The organism is Streptomyces camelliae (assembly GCF_027625935.1).
GTDB lineage: Bacteria > Actinomycetota > Actinomycetes > Streptomycetales > Streptomycetaceae > Streptomyces > Streptomyces camelliae.
Genome location: NZ_CP115300.1, coordinates 2,066,344 through 2,084,834, shown reverse-complemented (window position 1 = coordinate 2,084,834; position 18,491 = coordinate 2,066,344). Strand labels below are relative to the sequence as shown.

General features: G+C 72.6%; 14 protein-coding genes and 1 pseudogene. 12 read left to right on the top strand and 3 right to left on the bottom strand.

Translation table 11 applies throughout. From position 1 onward, the window contains the following. Nucleotides 1-22: 22 nt before the first annotated feature. The 5 genes from O1G22_RS09450 to O1G22_RS09430 all read left to right on the top strand — a co-directional run bounded on the left by O1G22_RS09450 (nt 23) and on the right by O1G22_RS09430 (nt 4,858). Nucleotides 23-697, top strand: coding sequence for a pyridoxamine 5'-phosphate oxidase family protein (locus tag O1G22_RS09450; RefSeq protein WP_270080925.1), 675 nt, complete (start codon nt 23-25; stop codon nt 695-697). Nucleotides 698-755: 58 nt separating this feature from the next. Then, on the top strand, nt 756-2,093 hold the full coding sequence (locus O1G22_RS09445) for a radical SAM protein (RefSeq protein ID WP_270080924.1): 1,338 nt from the start codon (nt 756-758) through the stop codon (nt 2,091-2,093). Between the two features lie 241 nt (nt 2,094-2,334). Further along, nucleotides 2,335-3,819 carry a cellulose-binding domain-containing protein gene (locus O1G22_RS09440; protein WP_270080923.1) on the top strand — a complete coding sequence of 495 codons (1,485 nt, stop codon included), beginning with the start codon at nt 2,335-2,337 and terminating at the stop codon, nt 3,817-3,819. Nucleotides 3,820-4,131: 312 nt separating this feature from the next. Further along, nucleotides 4,132-4,545: a hypothetical protein gene (locus O1G22_RS09435; RefSeq protein ID WP_428986338.1), complete on the top strand. Its 414-nt coding sequence runs from the start codon at nt 4,132-4,134 to the stop codon at nt 4,543-4,545. 169 nt (nt 4,546-4,714) lie between these two features. Next, nucleotides 4,715-4,858, top strand: a complete 144-nt coding sequence (locus O1G22_RS09430) for a hypothetical protein (RefSeq protein ID WP_270080922.1) — start codon at nt 4,715-4,717, stop codon at nt 4,856-4,858. A 348-nt stretch (nt 4,859-5,206) separates the two neighbouring features. On the opposite strand, the gene O1G22_RS09425 is transcribed toward O1G22_RS09430, so the two are convergent. After that, nucleotides 5,207-7,345: a SpoIIE family protein phosphatase gene (locus tag O1G22_RS09425; RefSeq protein ID WP_270080921.1), complete on the bottom strand. Its 2,139-nt coding sequence runs from the start codon at nt 7,343-7,345 to the stop codon at nt 5,207-5,209. 425 nt (nt 7,346-7,770) lie between these two features. Between O1G22_RS09425 and rsgA the strand changes: the two genes are divergently transcribed. From rsgA to O1G22_RS09405, 4 genes and pseudogenes are all read left to right on the top strand, one after another. Next, nucleotides 7,771-8,883: a ribosome small subunit-dependent GTPase A gene (gene rsgA / locus O1G22_RS09420; protein ID WP_270080920.1), complete on the top strand. Its 1,113-nt coding sequence runs from the start codon at nt 7,771-7,773 to the stop codon at nt 8,881-8,883. Between the two features lie 85 nt (nt 8,884-8,968). Continuing rightward, on the top strand, nt 8,969-10,363 hold the full coding sequence (locus O1G22_RS09415) for a DNA-3-methyladenine glycosylase 2 family protein (RefSeq protein ID WP_270080919.1): 1,395 nt from the start codon (nt 8,969-8,971) through the stop codon (nt 10,361-10,363). Nucleotides 10,364-10,402: 39 nt separating this feature from the next. Continuing rightward, a pseudogene (locus O1G22_RS09410) lies at nt 10,403-10,825 on the top strand (methylated-DNA--[protein]-cysteine S-methyltransferase); the annotation flags it as partial. A 184-nt stretch (nt 10,826-11,009) separates the two neighbouring features. Then, entirely contained in the window at nt 11,010-12,266 is a 1,257-nt protein-coding gene (locus O1G22_RS09405) for a GDSL-type esterase/lipase family protein (protein ID WP_270080918.1), read from the top strand. Nucleotides 12,267-12,309: 43 nt separating this feature from the next. Here the strand turns inward: O1G22_RS09405 and O1G22_RS09400 are convergent, their stop codons facing one another. Both O1G22_RS09400 and O1G22_RS09395 read right to left on the bottom strand, forming a co-directional pair. After that, nucleotides 12,310-12,792, bottom strand: a complete 483-nt coding sequence (locus O1G22_RS09400; protein ID WP_270080917.1) for a DUF456 domain-containing protein — start codon at nt 12,790-12,792, stop codon at nt 12,310-12,312. A 328-nt stretch (nt 12,793-13,120) separates the two neighbouring features. Continuing rightward, on the bottom strand, nt 13,121-14,101 hold the full coding sequence (locus O1G22_RS09395; RefSeq protein WP_270080916.1) for a helix-turn-helix transcriptional regulator: 981 nt from the start codon (nt 14,099-14,101) through the stop codon (nt 13,121-13,123). 473 nt (nt 14,102-14,574) lie between these two features. On the opposite strand from O1G22_RS09395, the gene O1G22_RS09390 reads away from it, so the two are divergent. The 3 genes from O1G22_RS09390 (at nt 14,575) to O1G22_RS09380 (ending at nt 18,420) form a co-directional block, all read left to right on the top strand. Next, nucleotides 14,575-15,873, top strand: coding sequence for a protein phosphatase 2C domain-containing protein (locus tag O1G22_RS09390; protein WP_270080915.1), 1,299 nt, complete (start codon nt 14,575-14,577; stop codon nt 15,871-15,873). A gap of 27 nt (nt 15,874-15,900) precedes the next feature. Next, nucleotides 15,901-17,643 carry a pyruvate dehydrogenase gene (locus tag O1G22_RS09385; RefSeq protein ID WP_270080914.1) on the top strand — a complete coding sequence of 581 codons (1,743 nt, stop codon included), beginning with the start codon at nt 15,901-15,903 and terminating at the stop codon, nt 17,641-17,643. 333 nt (nt 17,644-17,976) lie between these two features. Next, nucleotides 17,977-18,420 carry an ATP-binding protein gene (locus O1G22_RS09380; protein WP_270080913.1) on the top strand — a complete coding sequence of 148 codons (444 nt, stop codon included), beginning with the start codon at nt 17,977-17,979 and terminating at the stop codon, nt 18,418-18,420. The last annotated feature ends 71 nt before the right edge of the window (nt 18,421-18,491 follow it).

Genomic DNA, 18,491 nt, shown 5'->3' with positions numbered 1-18,491 from the left:
CGATATCGGTACCTTCTGCTCCATGACTCAGGAACCGCTTCCCGCCCGGCTGCCCGTCACCGACCGTACCCGGCATCGCCGGCTGCGCGAGCAGGGCAGCCTGGAGCGGGCGGAGCTGGAGGCGGTCCTCGACGCAGGGTTCGTCTGTCATCTGGGGGTGGTGGTCGAGGGCCGGCCGGTCGTCGTGCCGACCGTGTACGGGCGGGACGAGCGGTGGCTGTATCTGCACGGGTCCGTGGCCAGCCGCAGCCTGGCCGGGGACACCCCGGTGTGCGTGACCGTCACGCACGTCGACGGGCTGGTGCTCGCCCGGTCCGTCTTCGAGCACGGCGTCAACTACCGCAGCGCCATGATCCACGGCACCGCCCGCAAGGTCACCGACGCCGAGGAGAAGCTGGCGGGCCTGCGCCTGCTCACCGAGCACTCCGCGCCCGGCCAGTGGTCGTACGCCCGCAGCCCCAGCCGCAAGGAACTCGCGGCCACCACCCTCCTCGCGCTCTCCCTGGAGGAGGCCTCCGTCAAGATCCGCACCGGTGCCCCGGAGGACGGCGACGGACCTGACGCGGCGCTCGGGCTGTGGGCTGGCGTGCTGCCGCTGACCCCGGTCTGGGGCACCCCGGAGCCCGACCCGGCACTGCCGCCCGGCATCGCCGTACCGGAACACATCGCGCGCCGTGCGGGGACCCGGCACGGCTGAGCCGCGGGCGGGGGCATACGGTGAGACACGTATGCCTGAACCGGGAGGAGACAGACGGATGGGCAGTCGTACCGCGCTGGTCGAGGATCTGATGGAGCGCTTCCCGCACGTGCCACGGGAAGCCGTCTTCAAGGAGGACCTGCTCCGCGGCGGCGTCGCCTTCGACCCGTCCGCGCTCAGCGACAACGAGAGCGGCGAGGTCAAGCCGAAGTCGTACTTCATCTTCTCGTTCGACCACGGCACCCTGCCCGAACTCGGTGAGGCGGCCCTGCGGCGCCCGCCGGAGGAGATCATCCTCACCGGCGGCCCGTACGACCTGCGCCGCACGGTCGTCTCCGTGCGGGTGAACCCGGCCTCGCCGTACCGGGTCGCCGCCGACGACGAAGGGGTGCTCGGGCTCTACCTCGACGGCAAGCGGATCGCGGACGTCGGGGTGCCGCCCATGCCGGAGTACTACCGGCACACCCTCTCCAACGGGAAGTCCGTGATGGAGGTGGCCCCGACCATCCAGTGGGGCTATCTGATCTACCTCACCGTCTTCCGGGTCTGCCAGTACTTCGGCGCCAAGGAGGAGTGCCAGTACTGCGACATCAACCACAACTGGCGCCAGCACAAGGCGGCCGGGCGGCCGTACACCGGTGTCAAGGACGTGGAGGAGGTCCTGGAGGCGCTGGAGATCATCGACCGGTACGACACCCAGAAGGCCTCCACCGCCTACACGCTGACCGGCGGCGCGATCACGAAGACGGTCGCCGGACGCGACGAGGCAGACTTCTACGGCCACTACGCCAAGGCCATCGAGGAGCGCTTCCCGGGCCGCTGGATCGGCAAGGTCGTGGCGCAGGCGCTGCCCAGGGCGGACGTGCAGCGGTTCAAGGACTACGGCGTGCAGATCTACCACCCCAACTTCGAGGTGTGGGACCGCCGGCTGTTCGAGCTGTACTGCCCCGGCAAGGAGCGCTACGTCGGCCGCGACGAATGGCACCGGCGGATCCTGGACTCGGCCGAGGTGTTCGGCGCGCGCAATGTGATCCCGAACTTCGTGGCGGGCGTGGAGATGGCCGAGCCCTTCGGCTTCACCACCGTCGACGAGGCGATCGCGTCGACCACCGAGGGCCTGCGCTTCTTCATGTCACACGGCATCACGCCCCGCTTCACCACCTGGTGCCCGGAGCCCACCACCCCGCTCGGCAAGGCCAATCCGCAGGGCGCGCCGCTGGAGTACCACATCCGGCTGCTCCAGGCCTACCGGCAGACGATGGACGACTTCGGCCTGTCCTCCCCGCCCGGCTACGGCCCGCCCGGACCCGGCCGCGCGGTCTTCTCGGTCAGCTCCTTCATGGACAGCCTGCCCGCCGCCGAACCGGAACAGGAACAGGCGCCCGCCGAGGTGTGACCCGTGTGACGCATTCGGTCGGCGGGACGGTGAGCGAAACGGCGCCGGCGTCCGTATCGGAGGACGGAGTCGGGGGTTCGTCGCGACACGCATCCGTCCCGCCACCTTGCGTCACCGGATGTGAACAGGCCGCTTGTCAGTTGTGTCAAGGTCGTGAAAAGCTCGGTGCCCTGCCGCGAGGTTCCCGGTAACTCCCTTTCCCGTATGGAGAGTTGACCTCGCTCGTGGATGCAGGAGTCCCATGCCCGACCTGCCGACCCCCCAGGACCCCACCGAGGCCGCGCTGTTCTCGGAGGGCTGGGACGCGGTGCTCAGTTACGCGGACCTGTGCACCGCCGGATCCCTGACGGCCCATCAACTGGCGAACGAGGCCTTCACCCTCGGCGTGCGCGAGGTCCGTGCCGCCGAGAGCACCCATGTGCGCGGCGCCCGCCGGCGTACCGCACGGCTGCCGGCCATCCCGGCGCTGCTCACCGCCGTACGCGACACGGCCGCCGGCTGGGAGGCCGACGGCCGGGGGCACAAGCTCGACCCCGATCTGCGGCTGTGGCTCAACTCCGGCAAGGCGGCCCGGTTCTCGGGCCCGCCGCTGGAGCGCCCGATCGCGCTGCGCGGCCTCAGGGACATGCAGGAGGCCGACGCCTCGCTGCTGTGGCTGGCCGAGGTGGAGGCGCTGCCGCTGCCCGTGGTGGCCCGCCGGCTGGGCCTGGACCCGGCCACCGTCGGCGACGAACTCGACCAGGTCCGCACCCTGTTCCGGGACCGCTGCCACCGCGCCCATCTCGACACCCCGATGGACGCGCAGTGCCGCTCCTACGCCCGCCTGCTGGACGCCGTCACCCGCTCGCCGGCCGCCGACACCCCCGAGGACCTCTCCCGGCATCTCGCCACCTGTGTGCGCTGCGCCGAGGCCGCCGCCTGCCTGCGCCTGCACGGCGGCGGACTGCCCGCCGCGCTGGCCGGCGGGGTGATCGGCTGGGGCGGCCTCGCCTACCTGGAGCGCCGCCGGCGGGCCGCGGAGGTCCGCCTCGGCGCGGGCCGGCCCGGCGCCGACCCGGACAGCGGCGACCCCGAGGAAGGCGGCGGACGCAGCCGGATGCTCCGTGGCGGCCTGCTGGCCGCTGCCGTGCTGCTCTCCGCGCTGGCGCTCGGCGTGTCGATGATGCCGTTCGGCGGCTCCGGCGACGACGCGGCGGCCGCCCGCGACGACCGGCAGCCGGTCGCCGACCCCAGCGTCGCCCGCTCCGCCGGCCGGCCGGGCTCCCCGTCGGCCACCACCGCCGGCACCCCGTCCGCGACGCCCTCGGCGACCGGTACGACGGCCGGCCCCGGCGGCACGAAGCCCGATCCCGAACCGCAGGGCAGCACCTCCACGGCCGCACCCCAGCCCGGCGACGGCAGTACCTCCGCCACCGCCTGCCGGGTCGTCTACGACCTCGTCAACCAGTGGCCCGGCGGCTTCCAGGCCATGGTCACCGTCACCACCGACCGGCCCCTCACCGACTGGAACGTGTCCTGGGCGTTCCACGACGGCCAGCAGGTCGGCCAGATGTGGGACGCCACCGTCCACCAGGACGGCTCCCGCGTCACCGCCACCGCCGCCGACTACAACAAGTCCGTCACCGCCCACGGCACCCTCTCCTTCGGCTTCCTCGCCTCCTGGCGGGACGCGAACCGGGAACCGAACGGCTTCACGCTCAACGGGGTTGCCTGCGCGGCCGGTTGAGTGGCACATGAATGTGCTCCGACGTGTCCTGGAATCGCGGCCGGGCGCGGCCTACGGCCCGGTCGAACCGGCCGCATTGCGAAGGGTCACCCACGGCCGAACGGCGCAGGCGCGAGGCCGAACGCGGGACGGAAGAGGAGCGACTGCCGCGCATCGGGTGCAAGCGCAAGGACATGCTCGCCCTCGCCTTGGAGGACTACGTACGCTTCTCGCCGTCCGTCATCGACGGGTTCAAGGCGGCGGCCAAGTTCCTGCACCAGCAGTTTCTCTTCGATACGAAGTTCCTGCCTTACGGTACACAGCTGATACCGCTTGCCGCGATCCTGGTATTTCGACGAGTCCATCGACATCCACCACATCTTCCCCAAGACATGGTGCGAGAAAGCCGGATACGCCCCCGTCGACTACAACTCGATCATCAACAAGACACCGCTGACCGCCCGCACCAACCGAATAATCGGAGGGGCAGCTCCCTCCGACTACCTGGGTCGTCTGGTCAAGACCGCGCAGACCCCTCACGAAAGCGTCGCCGAACGCATTCGCTCCCACCTGGCCCAGCCGGAACTCATGGCCATCGACGACTTCGACGGATTCTTCGCCGCCCGTAGAGCGGCGCTGCTCCGCAGCATCTCGGACGTGATGGGCAAGCCGATCCTGGACGACGAGTCGAGCGCCGAGGATCCGGGGATCAGCCTCGACACAGCGGATGACACCGACGACCTGTGATCAACGAGATCCACGTACGCACAGTGATCAACTCGGTGATGCAAATGTCATGATTCAGGCATGCAGGGGAGTGAATCAGCCGAATGCGGCTGCAAGTAGAGCGATGAGCTCCTCTGCCCGGTGACGATGGCTTCGAGGGGGCCACCTTAGACCGGACAGGGGAGGACACATGGGTAAGCAGGTCAAGTGCGGGTCGACCAAGACCAAGACCGGCAAACGATGCCAGAACCCGGCGATGATCGGCTACTCCCGTTGCCAGTTGCACCGAGGCGACTGGACCCCGCCGCAAAAGAAGAAGACCAAGAAGCGCTGATCCTTGGGGCCGCCGAGCGGGGAAAGCACAGTGGGCAGGCTGGACCTCGTCGCGGTCCGCATCCGGTTCGCCGGCCGCCGTTCCCCGGTCGCGTGCCGGCAGTTGTGTACGGCGGCACAGACGGCCGGGTGCCGGCAGGCCGAGCGGGAGCCGGCCCTCGTGCTGTGCGCGCCGACGCCGGGCAGCGGCAGCGGTCCCGGTACCTGTGACCCTGTCGGAAAATCGGTGGGCCGAGTGTGCGCGCATCCAGGGCGGAAGTTCATCCACTCCACCTCCGCGGTCTCCGGCCGGCCTTCCTGCCTGCCGCGCGCTGTGAGCGCAGCAATGGCTGCTGCGCCATCGTGACCATCAGGTGGCGGTGACAACCAGTGCGGCCCGGTCGTCGAGGGCGGCATTGCCTGCGAACGTGGTGACTGCGGCGGTGAGCGACTCGATGAGGGTGGCGGCGGTGGGCGTCACGGTCCGGTCGGCGACGAGCGCGTCGGCCAAGCGGTCCTCGCCGAAGAATTCGCCCTCGGCGGAACGAGCCTCGGTGATGCCGTCGGTGACCAGGACCAGACTGTCGCCGGGACGCAGGTCGATGTCGCACGGGCAGAAGCCGGGGTCGGGACGGATGCCCAACAGGAGTCCCGGTTGCGTGAGTTCTTCGACCGTGCCGTCGGCTCGGCGCACGAGGGGCGGTACGTGGCCTGCTCGAATCACGTTGAGCGCGAGGTGGGACGCGGAGTGCCGCAGTTCGCCGTAAACGAGTGACACGAACTGGTCCTCTTCGACGGTGCCTGCCGTCAACGCGTCGTTGATGGCGGCGACCACTGCCGCCGGGTTGTTCAGGAGGCGGGCGGCGGCGCGTGCGGTGTGGCGGACCATTGCGGTGGTGGTGGCCGCCAGCGCGCCGCGCCCCGACACATCGCCGATCATGAACGCCCAGCGGTCGCCGGACAGTGGGAAGACATCGTAGAAGTCACCGCCGACGTCGAGTCCTTCACCGGCCGGACGGTACGAGGCGGCCAAGGTCGCGCCGGGAATCCTGGGCAACTCGGGAGGCAGCAGGCCTGCCTGCAGATCGTGGGCCAGCCGGACGCGGTCGGTGAACTGGTGGGCGTTGTCGGCACTCGAAGCGGCCCGGCGGGCCAGCTCCTGGGCCAGGGCGATCGTGTGGCCGTCCAGAGTCAGGGAGGTGGCCAGGAGAGTCAGCGTGCCGAAGGTACGGCCCCGGGTGGCCAGCGGCACGCACACGTAACCCGTGACGCCGAACTGCGCGCAGGGGCTGCCCGTGTGGGCCGTCTCGATGGCGCCGGAGGCCAGCACGCGGGCGACGGCGGCGTCCACGTCGTCGCACAGCGCGGGGGAGGAGAGGAGCTGTTCCCCCTCCCGGGTCGAGGCGGCGACGGCGATGCGGCGGGTCCGGCCGCGCTCGACCACATGGACGGCACACAGCGGGGCCAGGGCCGGAACGGTCAGCCTGGCCAGGCACTGCAGGCTCTCCGCATAGTGTGTCTCGCTCGTGATGGCGGTGCTCGCTTCCAGCAGGAAGGCCAGATCCTCACGGACCGCCGTCTCACGCTCCTGGGCGACGCGCCTCGCCTCCACCGCACGGTGGCGTTCGATGGCCAGCGCGGCTATGCGCGCGAACGCAACGCTGAGCGTCACATCCCTGTCCGCGGGAGCCTTCGGGGTGCGGTGGTACATCGCGAAGGTGCCCAGCAGGCGGCCGTCCGCGTCCTGGATCGGCGTGGACCAGCACGCCGCGACCCCGGCCCGCAGGGCCAGGTCGCGGTAGTCCTTCCACAGGGGATCGGTGGCGATGTCCGTGACGATCACCGGTTCGTGCCGGAAGGCGGCCGTGCCGCACGAGCCGGCACCATCGGCGATGGGTGTCCCGTCGATCGCCTCGTTGTAGAAGCCGGGCAGGCGGGGTGCGGTGCCGTGCCGCAGGCGCTGTCCGTCGGGATCGACGAGCAGCACCGAGACGATCATGTCCGGGGAGAACTCCTCGATCGCCGTGGCCATGCCGTCCAGGATCTCGGCGAGAGGGGCGTCGCGTGCGATCTGCTCCAGCAACACGCGCTGCTCCGAGGCCAGGAGATGCGCGTCGTGGTACGCGGTGGTCTCGACCGCGATCACCACGACCCCGTCGATGCGGCCGGCCTCGTCCCGACGGGGCTCGTAGGTGAAGTCGAAGAACCCCTCCCGCTGCCTGCCCGGCTCGCCCAGCATCAGCCGCCCGTCCCGGGCCTGGTATGCGAGGCCGGTGCGGTAGACCTCGTCGAGCCGGTCGAGGACGCCCTGCGGAGCCAATTCCGGAATCACCTCTCCGACCGGCTCGCCGACGCGCCCGCGGTCGCACCCCAAGGCCTCGAAAAATGCCGAGTTCGCTGCTTCCAGCAGGTGGTTCGGGCCACTGAGCGCAGCGAAGATCACCGGGGCCTGCCCGAAGAGGTCCGTGTACTCCTCGCTCCGCCGGTCGACGGGGACGGAGCGGGCCATGGCCGAACTGTGGGGATCGAAATATATGGACATGACAGGCCGCCCTCTCCTGTCTCCTCCGTCCCCGGACGACATCGTCTCGCCCCTCCACTCTGACACATGTCTTCGCTGTTTCCAGGCCGTGGCCGAGCCGGTCACAGCGGCGCTTCATGACCGGGGGTGCCCGACGGCTCGCCCTCGCGGGGGAAATTCCGTGGTGCCGCAGAGCGAGCCCCTCTAGGGTGGGACCTGCTCCTCGCGGTGGCCGTCGGCTGCCGCGGTCAGTCGTGTGGAGAACGGGAGGTGTGACCGATGGCTGTCGTTGAGACGGGCGCTGCCCGCATCCGGAAGTTCATCCATTCCACCTCCGTGGTCTCCGGCTGACCTCACTCTTCTCCCGCGCCAGTGAGCGCGGTGCCGGGGCCACCCTTGTGAAGGGTCACCCCTTGTCTTTCTCCTCTCTCGTGGGTTCGTCCTCGTCTTCCTCGCATCCGCTCGTGCCGTACGGCTGGGATGCGGACTGGGAGGCCGAGTTCGCCCCCCATGCCGAGCAGGGTCTCCTGCCCGGCCGTGTCGTACGGGTCGACCGCGGCCAGTGCGATGTCGTCACCGCCGGCGGAGTCGTCCGCGCGGACACCGCCTTCGTCACACCGCACGACCCCCTGCGGGTCGTGTGCACCGGCGACTGGGTGGCCGTCGAGCCCGGCGGCAACCCCCGCTACGTCCGCGCGTATCTGCCGCGACGCACCTCCTTCGTGCGCTCCACCTCCTCCAAGCGGTCCGAGGGACAGATCCTCGCCGCCAACGTCGACCACGCCGTCATCGCCCTCTCCCTCGCCGTCGAACTCGACCTCGGGCGCGTCGAACGCTTCCTCGCGCTCGCCTGGGAGTCCGGCGCCCAGCCCGTCGTCGTCCTCACCAAGGCCGACCTCGTGCCCGACCCGGTCACCCTCGCCCACCTCGTCCACGACGTCGAGACGAGCGCGCCCGGCGTGCCCGTGCTCACCGTCAGCGCCCTGCACGGCGAGGGGCTGGACGTCCTCGTCGCGCTCGTCGGCTCCGGTACCTCCGTGCTGCTCGGCCAGTCCGGCGCGGGCAAGTCCACGCTGGCCAACGCCCTCGTCGGCGAGGACGTCATGGACGTACGGGCCGCGCGGGACGTCGACGGCAAGGGCCGGCACACCACGACCACCCGCAATCTGCTCGCCCTGCCGGCCGGCGGGGTCCTCATCGACACGCCCGGACTTCGGGGGGTCGGGCTGTTCGACGCCGGGAGCGGGGTCGGGCAGGTCTTCACCGAGATCGAGGAACTGGCCGAGCGGTGCCGCTTCCACGACTGCGCCCATGAGACCGAGCCGGGCTGCGCGGTGCGCTCCGCCGTGGAGAGCGGGGAGCTGTCCGAGCGGCGGCTGGAGAGCTACCGCAAGCTCATGCGGGAGAACCAGTGGATCGTCGCCAAGACCGATGCGCGGGTCCGTGCGGAGCTTCGGCGGGACTGGAAGCGGAAGGGCGCGGAGGGGAGGGCGGCGATGGAGATCAAGCGGGGGCGGTTCCAGTAGTGCCCCGCGCCCCTTCGGGGCACCGGTGAACGCCACGTCCGATTTCCGCCAGCCGTTCCCCCTGCGCTGTCCGACACTGGAACCTGTGAGGGACGAAGACAGCAGGTACGAGGCCGTGCGCAGTCGGGACGGGCGGTTCGACGGGGCGTTCTTCTTCGCCGTCGAGACCACCGGGATCTACTGCCGGCCGAGCTGCCCGGCGGTGACGCCGAAGCGGCACAACGTGCGGTTCTTCGCGACGGCCGCCGCCGCTCAGGGGGCCGGGTTCCGGGCCTGCCGGCGGTGCCGGCCGGACGCGGTGCCGGGGTCGGCGGAGTGGAACGTGCGCGCGGACGTCGTCGGCCGGGCCATGCGGCTGATCGCCGACGGGGTCGTGGACCGCGAGGGTGTCTCGGGGCTCGCCGCCCGGCTCGGCTACAGCGCCCGGCAGGTGCAGCGGCAGCTGACCGCCGAGCTCGGCGCCGGGCCCGTGGCGCTCGCCCGGGCCCAGCGGGCGCACACCGCGCGCGTGCTGCTGCAGACCACCGACCTGCCGGTCACCGAGATCGCGTTCGCCTCCGGTTTCGCCAGCGTGCGGCAGTTCAACGACACCGTGCGGGAGATCTACGCCGCGACACCGACCGAGGTACGCGCCGCGGCCCCCCGGGGCCGCGGCGCCCGCCGGGCCACCCCGGGCGCCGGCATCCCGCTGCGCCTCGCCCACCGTGGCCCGTACCAGGCCGCCGCCGTCTTCGACCAGCTGGCGAGGGAGGCGGTGACCGGCGTCGAGGAGGTGTCCGGCCCGCGGGGCGGCCGTACCTACCGGCGCACCCTGCGGCTGCCGTACGGCACCGGGATCGTCGCGGTCGAGGAGCGCACCCGGGCGCCGCGCACCGGCACCGGTACCCATCCGGGCGGCTGGCTCGACGCGCGGCTGCGCCTCACCGACCCCCGGGACCTGACCACCGCGGTGCAGCGGCTGCGGCGGCTGTTCGACCTCGACGCCGACCCGTACGCCGTCGACGAACGGCTCGGCGCCGACCCGCGGCTCGCCCCGCTGGTCGCGGCCCGGCCCGGACTGCGCTCGCCCGGCGCCGTGGACCCGCTGGAGCCCGCCGTGCGCGCACTGGTGGGCAGCGCGGGCGCCGAGCCGCTGGTCCACCGGTACGGCAAGGCGCTCGACGCCCCCTGCGGCGGCCTCACCCATCTCTTCCCGGAGCCCGCCGTGCTCGCCGAGGCCGAGCCCGCCGGACCGCTGGGCGCGCTCGCCGCGGCCCTCGCCGACGGCACGGTACGGCTGGACGCGGGCGCCGACCGCGACGACGCCGAGGCGGCCCTGCTCGCCCTGCCCGGCATGGACCCGGCCGCCGTCGCCACGGTCCGCGTGCGCGCCCTCGGCGATCCGGACGTCGCCCCGCCCGGCACGGACGTACCCGACGCCTGGCGGCCCTGGCGGTCGTACGCCGTCCAACACCTGTGCGTCGCAGGGGAGTTGAACTGATGACGGGCATGTACTGGACGCGGCTGGACTCCCCGGTCGGAGAAGGGCGGACGGAGTGTCGAGGAGGGACGGCGGTGCGACACCGGGCCGTTCCGCGCCGCCCGTGATCAGCTCGCCGCGTACTTCGCCGGTGAACTCACCTATTTCCGGCTGCCGTTGGCCCCGCACGGGGACGTAGTTCCGGTGGGGGTACTCCCTGCTTGAGCGAAGCCGAGAGCTTGGGGGAGGGTGTGGGACGCGCTGGACGAGGTGCCGTACGGCACCACCGTCACCTGCGGCGAGATCGCCGCGCGTATCGGCGCCTCCCGCGCGGCCGTTCGCGCCGTTGGCGGGGCGATCGGCGCCAACCCCCTGCTGATCGTGCGCCCTTGCCACCGGGCGATCGGCGCCGACGGCTCGATGACCGGGTACGCGGGCGGAGTCGAGCGCAAGGTCCGGCTGCTGACTCTGGAGGGTGCGGTCGACGGCTGGGCGGGGCCGGGGCGAGTCCGGATGCGGGGGGTGGGGTGTGCCGTGTCCGGGCGCCGGCCACGGACCCCGTCCCTGTTACGCCGAGCGGGTGGACCACCGTCGACGCTGCGCCGGTGCGGCCCGGCCGTGTGGCACGGTCGCCTCCGACGAGCCACGGGGAAGGGCGGGCGGACACATGGCCAAGGTCGGACGGATTCTCGCGGTGCTGCTGCCGGCGATGCTGCCCGGCCTGACGGCGTCCGCCGTCGCCCGGTCGGAACCGTGGCCGGTCTCGGATCCGCCTGCCTGGACCGGGAGTTGGGAAGCCGCGCCGTCGGGCGCCGTCGCCGCCCGGCCCGGCGCCGCCATCCGCAACGTGGTCCACCTCAGCATCGGCGGCGACGCCGTGCGCGTGCGGCTCAGCAACCGGCTCGGCACCGCACCGCTGCGCCTCGGCGCGGTCACCGTCGCGCTGCGCGGGGCCGCCGGCCCGGACGCCCTGCCCGGCACCGTGCACACCACCACCTTCCAGGGCGGCCCCGCCGTCACCGTCCCGGCGGGCCAGGACACGGTCACCGACCCGGTGCCGCTGCGCGTGCCGGCCGCCGCCGATCTGCTCGTCACCGTGTACACGCCGGACGACAACGGCCCCGCGACCTCGCACCAGGTGGCCCTGCAGACCAGCTATGTCGCCCCGTCCGGCGCGGGCCGGGCCGGCGACGAGGACGGCACCGCCTACACGGCCACCGTCAACCGCTGGTACTACGTCACCGGCGTCGACGTCCTCGGTGACGGCGCCGGCAGCGTCGTGGCGTTCGGCGACTCCCTCACCGACGGCAACGGTTCCACCCCCGACACCAACCGCCGCTGGCCCGACCGGCTCGCCGCGTATCTGCGCGCGGACCGGTTCGGCGTCCTCAACGCGGGGATCTCCGGAAACCGCCTGCTGCGCGCCGGCGCCGGGCCGAGCGGCCTCACCCGCCTCGACACCGACGCCCTGGACCGGGCGGGCGTACGGGTCCTGGTGGTCCTGGAGGGCATCAACGACATCAAGGGCACCCCCACGGCCGACGACGCCACCGCGTACGCCGACGCCTACCGCACGCTCGTCGCCCGCGCCCACGCCAGGGGCGTGGCGGTCGTCGGCGTCACCCTCACCCCGTTCCGTGGTTACACCGCCTACACGGACACCCGCGAGGCGGTACGGCAGCAGGTGAACGCGTTCATCCGCACCGGCGGCGCGTTCGACGCGGTCGCCGACGCCGACGCCGCCGTGCGCGACCCCGCCGACCCGACCCGCATCCTTCCCGCCTACGACCCCGGCGACCACCTGCACTTCGACGACACGGGCATGACCGCCGTCGCCGACACCGTCCGCCAGGCCCTGGCGGGGTGGGCGGGGTGGCCGGCTGAAGGGGATACGGGTGTGCGGGTGGTCGGGGCGAGGGGCTGAAACGTCGGTTCGGCGGCGGCACTGTGGCACTGCGGTCCGCCCGTCACCCCCACAGCACCGCCCCCAGCCACGCCCCCGCGATCAGCAGGCAGGCGAACAGTTCGGCCAGCACGCTGGAGCCGCCCGAGCGCATCGCCGTGCGCAGGGCGGCCATCGCCTCCCCGCGGCGGCCCAGCCGCAGCCGCTCGTGCACATAGATCCCGGCCATGAAGCCGGGCAGCGCGCCCAGTACCGGAAGCAGTACGAAGCCGAGGAAGGCCCCGGCGCCCGCGTACACCGCCATCCGGGGCGTGGCGCCGCTCTGCCGCAGCCGGCGCGGCGGCAGCGCCCAGCGCACCGCGAGCGACAGCAGCAGCACCGCCGTGGCGCCCACCAGGACGCCCCAGGCCACCGGCTGGGGATCCGACAGTGCCCACCAGAGCACGGCGGCCCACACCAGCCACGACCCCGGCACCCCGGGCACCAGCACTCCGCACAGGCCGAGCACGACGACCACGCCGACCAGCAGGAGTTGCGACACTCCCATCTGCCCAGAGTGCCGGAGAAGCCACGGAACGGCAGGCCGCCGGCCGGCCGGAGCGGACGAGAGCGCACGAGCAGCCGGGCGGGAGCCCCCGAGAAGCCGGGCACGAGCGTTCGAGGCGCCGCTACGGCCGGCGGGCGGGAGCCTTGCGGGACGCCGGCCGGGAGCCCACGGGGCGTCGGCGGGCCCCGCGAGAAGCCGCGCAGCAGTGTTCGAGACGCCGACCGGAGCTCACGAGACACCGATCGCTCACGAGACGCCGACAAGTCCCCCGACAGCCGAGCAGGGCTCGTGACGCCGACCGGAGAGCCCCCGAGAAGCCCGCGGATGCCTACGAGCGGGTCACCCAGCCCCGCTCGTACGCGTGCCAGCCCAGTTGCAGCCGGGTCGTCACCCCGGCCAGTTCCATCAGTCGCCGTACCCGGCGCTGCACGGTCCGCAGGCCCAGGTCGAGCTGTTTGGCCACGCTCACGTCGGTCAGCCCGGCCAGCAGCAGTGACAGCACCTCCAGATCGGTGCCGTCCGGGCCGTCCGGCTGTTCCTCGGTCACCCCCGACGTGCCCAGCCGCAGCGGCAGCGCCTCCCGCCACACCGACTCGAACAACCCGCTCAGCAGCTCCAGCAGGCCGCTGGCATGCACCACCACCGCGGCCGGCTCGGCCGTCGTCGAGGTCAGCGGCACCATCGCCAGGGAGCGGTCGGCCACCACGAGCTTCGTCGGCACCCGGTCCACCACCCGCACCCGCTCGTCCCGGCCCAGCGCGGCCGTCAGCTCGGTCAGCGCGTGCGGCAGGTCCAGCACAGCGCGCTCCACGACCACCCGGTAGTGCACCCCGCGCGCGGCCGCCTGCTCCTCCGCCTCGTTCTCCATGCCGGACACCACGACCGGATCGGCGGTGACCAGCGCACACACCTCCTGCGCCGCGCCCAGCTGCAACTGCAGAAAGCGCTGGGCGACCGCCGCCGCGCCGGTCACCACCTCCACCAGGTCGTGCACCGCCGGCTGGGCCGCCGCCGCCCGGTACTCCTGCGCGAGCAGCGCCGCCGCCAGCTCCGCCTGCTCCAGCTCGTGCCGCTGCTGGGTGAGCAGCGCCCCGAGGGCCACCCCCGGCGGCGCCGCCACCCAGCGGCCCGGCCGGGCGGGGGACTGCGCGGCAAGCCCCTGCCGCTCCAGCCGGCGCAGCGCCCGCTCGGTGTCCGGCTCGGCCAGCGTCAGGCGGCGCGCCAGATCGCTCACATCGGCCGCGCCGACGGACACCAGTGCCCGGTACGCCGCCTCGTGCGTGTCGTCCAGCCCTATCGCTGCCAGCATCGGCCTCCGCCCCTCCCACACGCCACCGACAAGACCTGCCTGGGCGGGCGCGGCCTGGCGGGAACCGGCCACGGCGCAAACCCGCCGCGGAACATCATCGCCGCAGCGCGGGTGACTCTGCCAAGGTGGCAGCACCCGGGACGCGTGGTCGCGATGGCGATGCACAGCTCAGTCCCAGGAAACCAAGCCACGATCCGGCCATCCGACCGGTGCCGCCCGCGGCGGCCCGGTCGCACGGACCGTGGCCCGGGCCCGTGCGCGTGCGAGACATGCGAAGGGGATGCGGGGCCGGGCCACGACCAGGCGTCGCCGGGCGGTCCTCCCGTGGGGGGTGGGGCCGCCCGGCGGCCATCAGCGGTTGCCCGTACGGCTGTTCACTCTGTCACCCGACCGCGCCGTTCGAGATGCCCGGGTGCGCCGGATTTTCCCGATGCCCCGTTTTCCCGCGGCCCGTGCGGTGGACAATCAGGAACATGAGCCAGCAGGGGGGAAGGCCCGCCCGTCCCGAGGACGACTGGTGGGGACAGCTGTACGACGACTCCACCGAGGACACGGGCCCCACGCCCGCGCCCGATTCCCTGGACGACCGCTTCGCCTCCGCGAAGAGCACCGTCACGGGACCGCCGGACACGGCACCCCCGGAGGCCGTCCTGCCGGCACAGCGCACGACCGAGCCTCCACCCACCACCCCCGAGGCCGAGCCGCTGGAACCGGCCCCGGCGGCCCCACCGGCCGCCCCGCCCCCGGCCCCGGCTGCTCCCCCGGTCCCGGCCCCACCCCCCTCCGCCCTCGACTACGTGGGCTCCGGACCCCCCACCTACGACCCCGAGCCCACCGCGCTGCCCGCGGCCGAGCCCGACGGGCTGGCCGAGCTGGTCGCGGACACCGTGCTGGACGGGGCCCGGTACGGGGCGTGCACGGTGCGGGCGGTGTCGTTGCGGGGGGACTCGGCGCGGTACCGGGGTGAGCCGCGGCGGGACGCCTTGCTGACCGCGCGGTTCGGGGCGGGGGAGCAGGCGCTGGTGCTCGTCGCCGTGGCGACCGGCGTACGGGCCACAGCGGGGGCTCATCTGGCCGCTGCCGAGGCGTGCCGGTGGATCGGGCGCGCCGTGGGCCGGAGCCATCTGCGGCTGGTGGAGGACATCCGGGCCGCCCGGCGCGGCGAATTGAAGTCGGGGCTGCACCGGCTGACCGACCGCAGCCTGGGCCGGCTCCGGGCGAGCGCGGCCGAGCAGGGCGTCGACCCGGAGGAGTACACGGCGAGCCTGCGCTGTCTGCTGCTGCCGGCCGATCCCGACTGCCGTACGCGCGTGTTCTTCGGCGTCGGCGACGGCGGGCTGTTCCGGTTGCGGGACGGCGTCTGGCAGGACATCGAGCCGCAGGTCGCGCCCGAGGACACCACCGGCGCGGCCGCCGTCGGCTTCGGTGCGCAGGCCGCGGGGACGCCCGCCGAGACCCCCGAGGGCGACCGGCTCACCATGGACCTCGGCATCCCGGCCCCGCCGAGCCCGTACGAGCCCGCGCCGGCGCCGGAGCCGCCGCGCGAGCCGTTCCGGTTCCGTGCCTCGCTCGCCCGCCCGGGTGACGCGCTGGTGATGTGCAGCGCCGGCCTGGCCGATCCGCTGCGCGGGGAGCCCGCCCTCTGCGCCTACCTGGCACGGCGCTGGTCCTGCCGTACCCCGCCGGGCCTTGCCGCGTTCCTCGCGGACGCCCAGGTACGGGTGAAGGGTTACGCCGACGACCGTACGGCGGCGGCAGTGTGGGAGGCGTGAGGGCCGCCCCTGTGCATCCATGGGTGCATGGCCAAACAGAATGTAGCCGAGCAGTTCGTCGACATCCTCGTCCGCGCCGGCGTACGCCGTCTGTACGGGGTCGTCGGCGACAGCCTCAACCCGGTCGTGGACGCCGTGCGCCGCAACTCCGCCATCGACTGGATCCACGTCCGCCACGAGGAGACCGCCGCGTTCGCGGCCGGTGCCGAGGCCCAGATCACCGGGAAGCTGGCCGCGTGCGCCGGTTCCTGCGGTCCGGGCAACCTCCACCTGATCAACGGCCTGCACGACGCGCACCGCTCGATGGCCCCGGTGCTCGCGCTCGCTTCGCACATCCCCTCCAGCGAGATCGGTCTCGGCTACTTCCAGGAGACCCACCCCGACCGGCTCTTCACAGAGTGCAGCCACTACAGCGAACTGATCTCCCACCCGAAGCAGATGCCCCGGCTGCTGCAGACCGCGATCCAGCACGCGGTCGGGCAGAGCGGTGTCAGCGTCGTCTCGCTGCCCGGCGACATCGCCGCGCAGCCCGCCCCGGAGAAGGCCGCGCAGAGCGCCCTCGTCACCTCCCGGCCCACCGTCCGGCCCGGCGACGCCGAGATTGACGCGCTCGTGAAGATGATCGACGAGGCGAGGCGGGTGACCCTGTTCTGCGGCAGCGGCACGGCCGGCGCGCACGCCGAGGTCATGGAGTTCGCGGAGAGGATCAAGTCTCCGGTCGGGCACGCCCTGCGCGGGAAGGAATTCATCCAGTACGACAACCCGTACGACGTGGGCATGTCCGGTCTGCTCGGCTACGGCGCCGCCTACGAGGCCACCCACGAGTGCGACCTGCTGATCCTGCTCGGCACCGACTTCCCGTACAACGCCTTCCTGCCCGACGACGTGACGATCGCGCAGATCGACGTACGGCCCGAGGTGCTCGGCCGCCGCTCCCGGCTCGACCTCGCCGTGTGGGGCGACGTGCGTGAGACGCTGCGCTGTCTGATCCCGCGGGTGACGGAGAAGACCGACCGGCGCTTCCTGGACAAGATGCTGAAGAAGCACGCCGACGCGCTGGAGGGCGTGGTCAGGGCGTACACGCGCAAGGTCGACAAGCACGTCCCGATCCACCCCGAGTACGTGGCCGCCGTACTCGACGAAGTCGCCGACGACGACGCGGTGTTCACGGTCGACACCGGCATGTGCAATGTCTGGGCGGCCCGTTACATCTCGCCCAACGGGCGCCGCAGGATCATCGGTTCGTTCTCCCACGGGTCGATGGCGAACGCGCTGCCCATGGCCATCGGCGCCCAGTTCACCGACCGGGGCCGGCAGGTGGTGTCGATGTCGGGCGACGGCGGCTTCTCGATGCTGATGGGAGACTTCCTGACGCTCGTGCAGCACGACCTTCCGGTCAAGGTGGTGCTGTTCAACAATTCGTCCCTCGGCATGGTCGAGTTGGAGATGCTGGTCGCCGGACTGCCCTCGTACGGCACCGCCAACGCCAACCCCGACTTCGCCGCCGTGGCACGGGCCTGCGGCGCCTACGGGGTGCGGGTGGAGAAGCCCAGGCAGCTCGCCGCGTCTCTCAAGGACGCCTTCCGGCACAAGGGGCCGGCGCTGGTGGACATCGTCACCGATCCCAACGCGCTGTCGATCCCGCCGAAGATCAGCGCCGAGATGGTCACCGGGTTCGCGCTGTCCGCGTCCAGGATCGTGCTGGACGGCGGAGTCGGCCGGATGCTCCAGATGGCCCGCTCCAACCTGCGCAACGTGCCGCGCCCTTGAGGAAAATCTGAGCCTGGAGGAGCGGATTTCGGCCAGTTTCACGGGGCGTGACGGTGTGCCGACGGCCGGTGCCGGGCGCATCTGCCCGGCCGTCGCGGGACGTCCGTGGCGCCCAGCGCGGTCCCGGGAGGCGATGAGGCGGGTGCGGCCCGCTCCGGCGGGCGCCCCGCACCCCGCCGGGTGGTGGCCGAACAGCGGTCCTCGCGTGGGTGCCAGGACTGCCCTGGTTTCTGCTGGGCAAGCATCCCCCGTGAACGTGTTCGACCAGGAGGGGCAGGGTCAGGCATCGTGCGGGCGGGGGTCATGAAGAGGCAGGCACGAGGGGGAGGTCCCATGGTCGTCGGGGCTGTCACGGACACGACGGGGGAAGAGACCGGTACCGGCACGGACCACGCGCACCGGCTCCGGCGCAAGCTGGGGCGGGCGGATCTCAGGGCGGTGCCCGAGGCCCGCCGGGAGCTGCGCGAACTGCTGCGGCACTGGGGCAAACCGGGCCGCTCGGAGATCGCCGAACTGCTCACCAGCGAACTGGTCACCAATGCCCTCGTCCACACCGACGACGACGCGGTCCTCACGGCCGTCGTGGAGCCGGGCGGACTGCGCGTGGAGGTACGGGACTTCGTGACCCGTAGACCCGAGCTGAGAGCGCCGGACACGGACGACGACACCCATGGACGGGGCCTGGTGCTGGTGCAGTCCCTCGCGGACGCCTGGGGCGTACGGCCGCACGGGGTGGGCAAGTCGGTGTGGTTCGAGCTGGGCGCCGAGGCGGCGTGAGGGCGAGTCGCCACGCAGTGGGCGGTATGCGGTTGACCGTATGCGGTTGACCTTATGCAGCGGGCCGCACA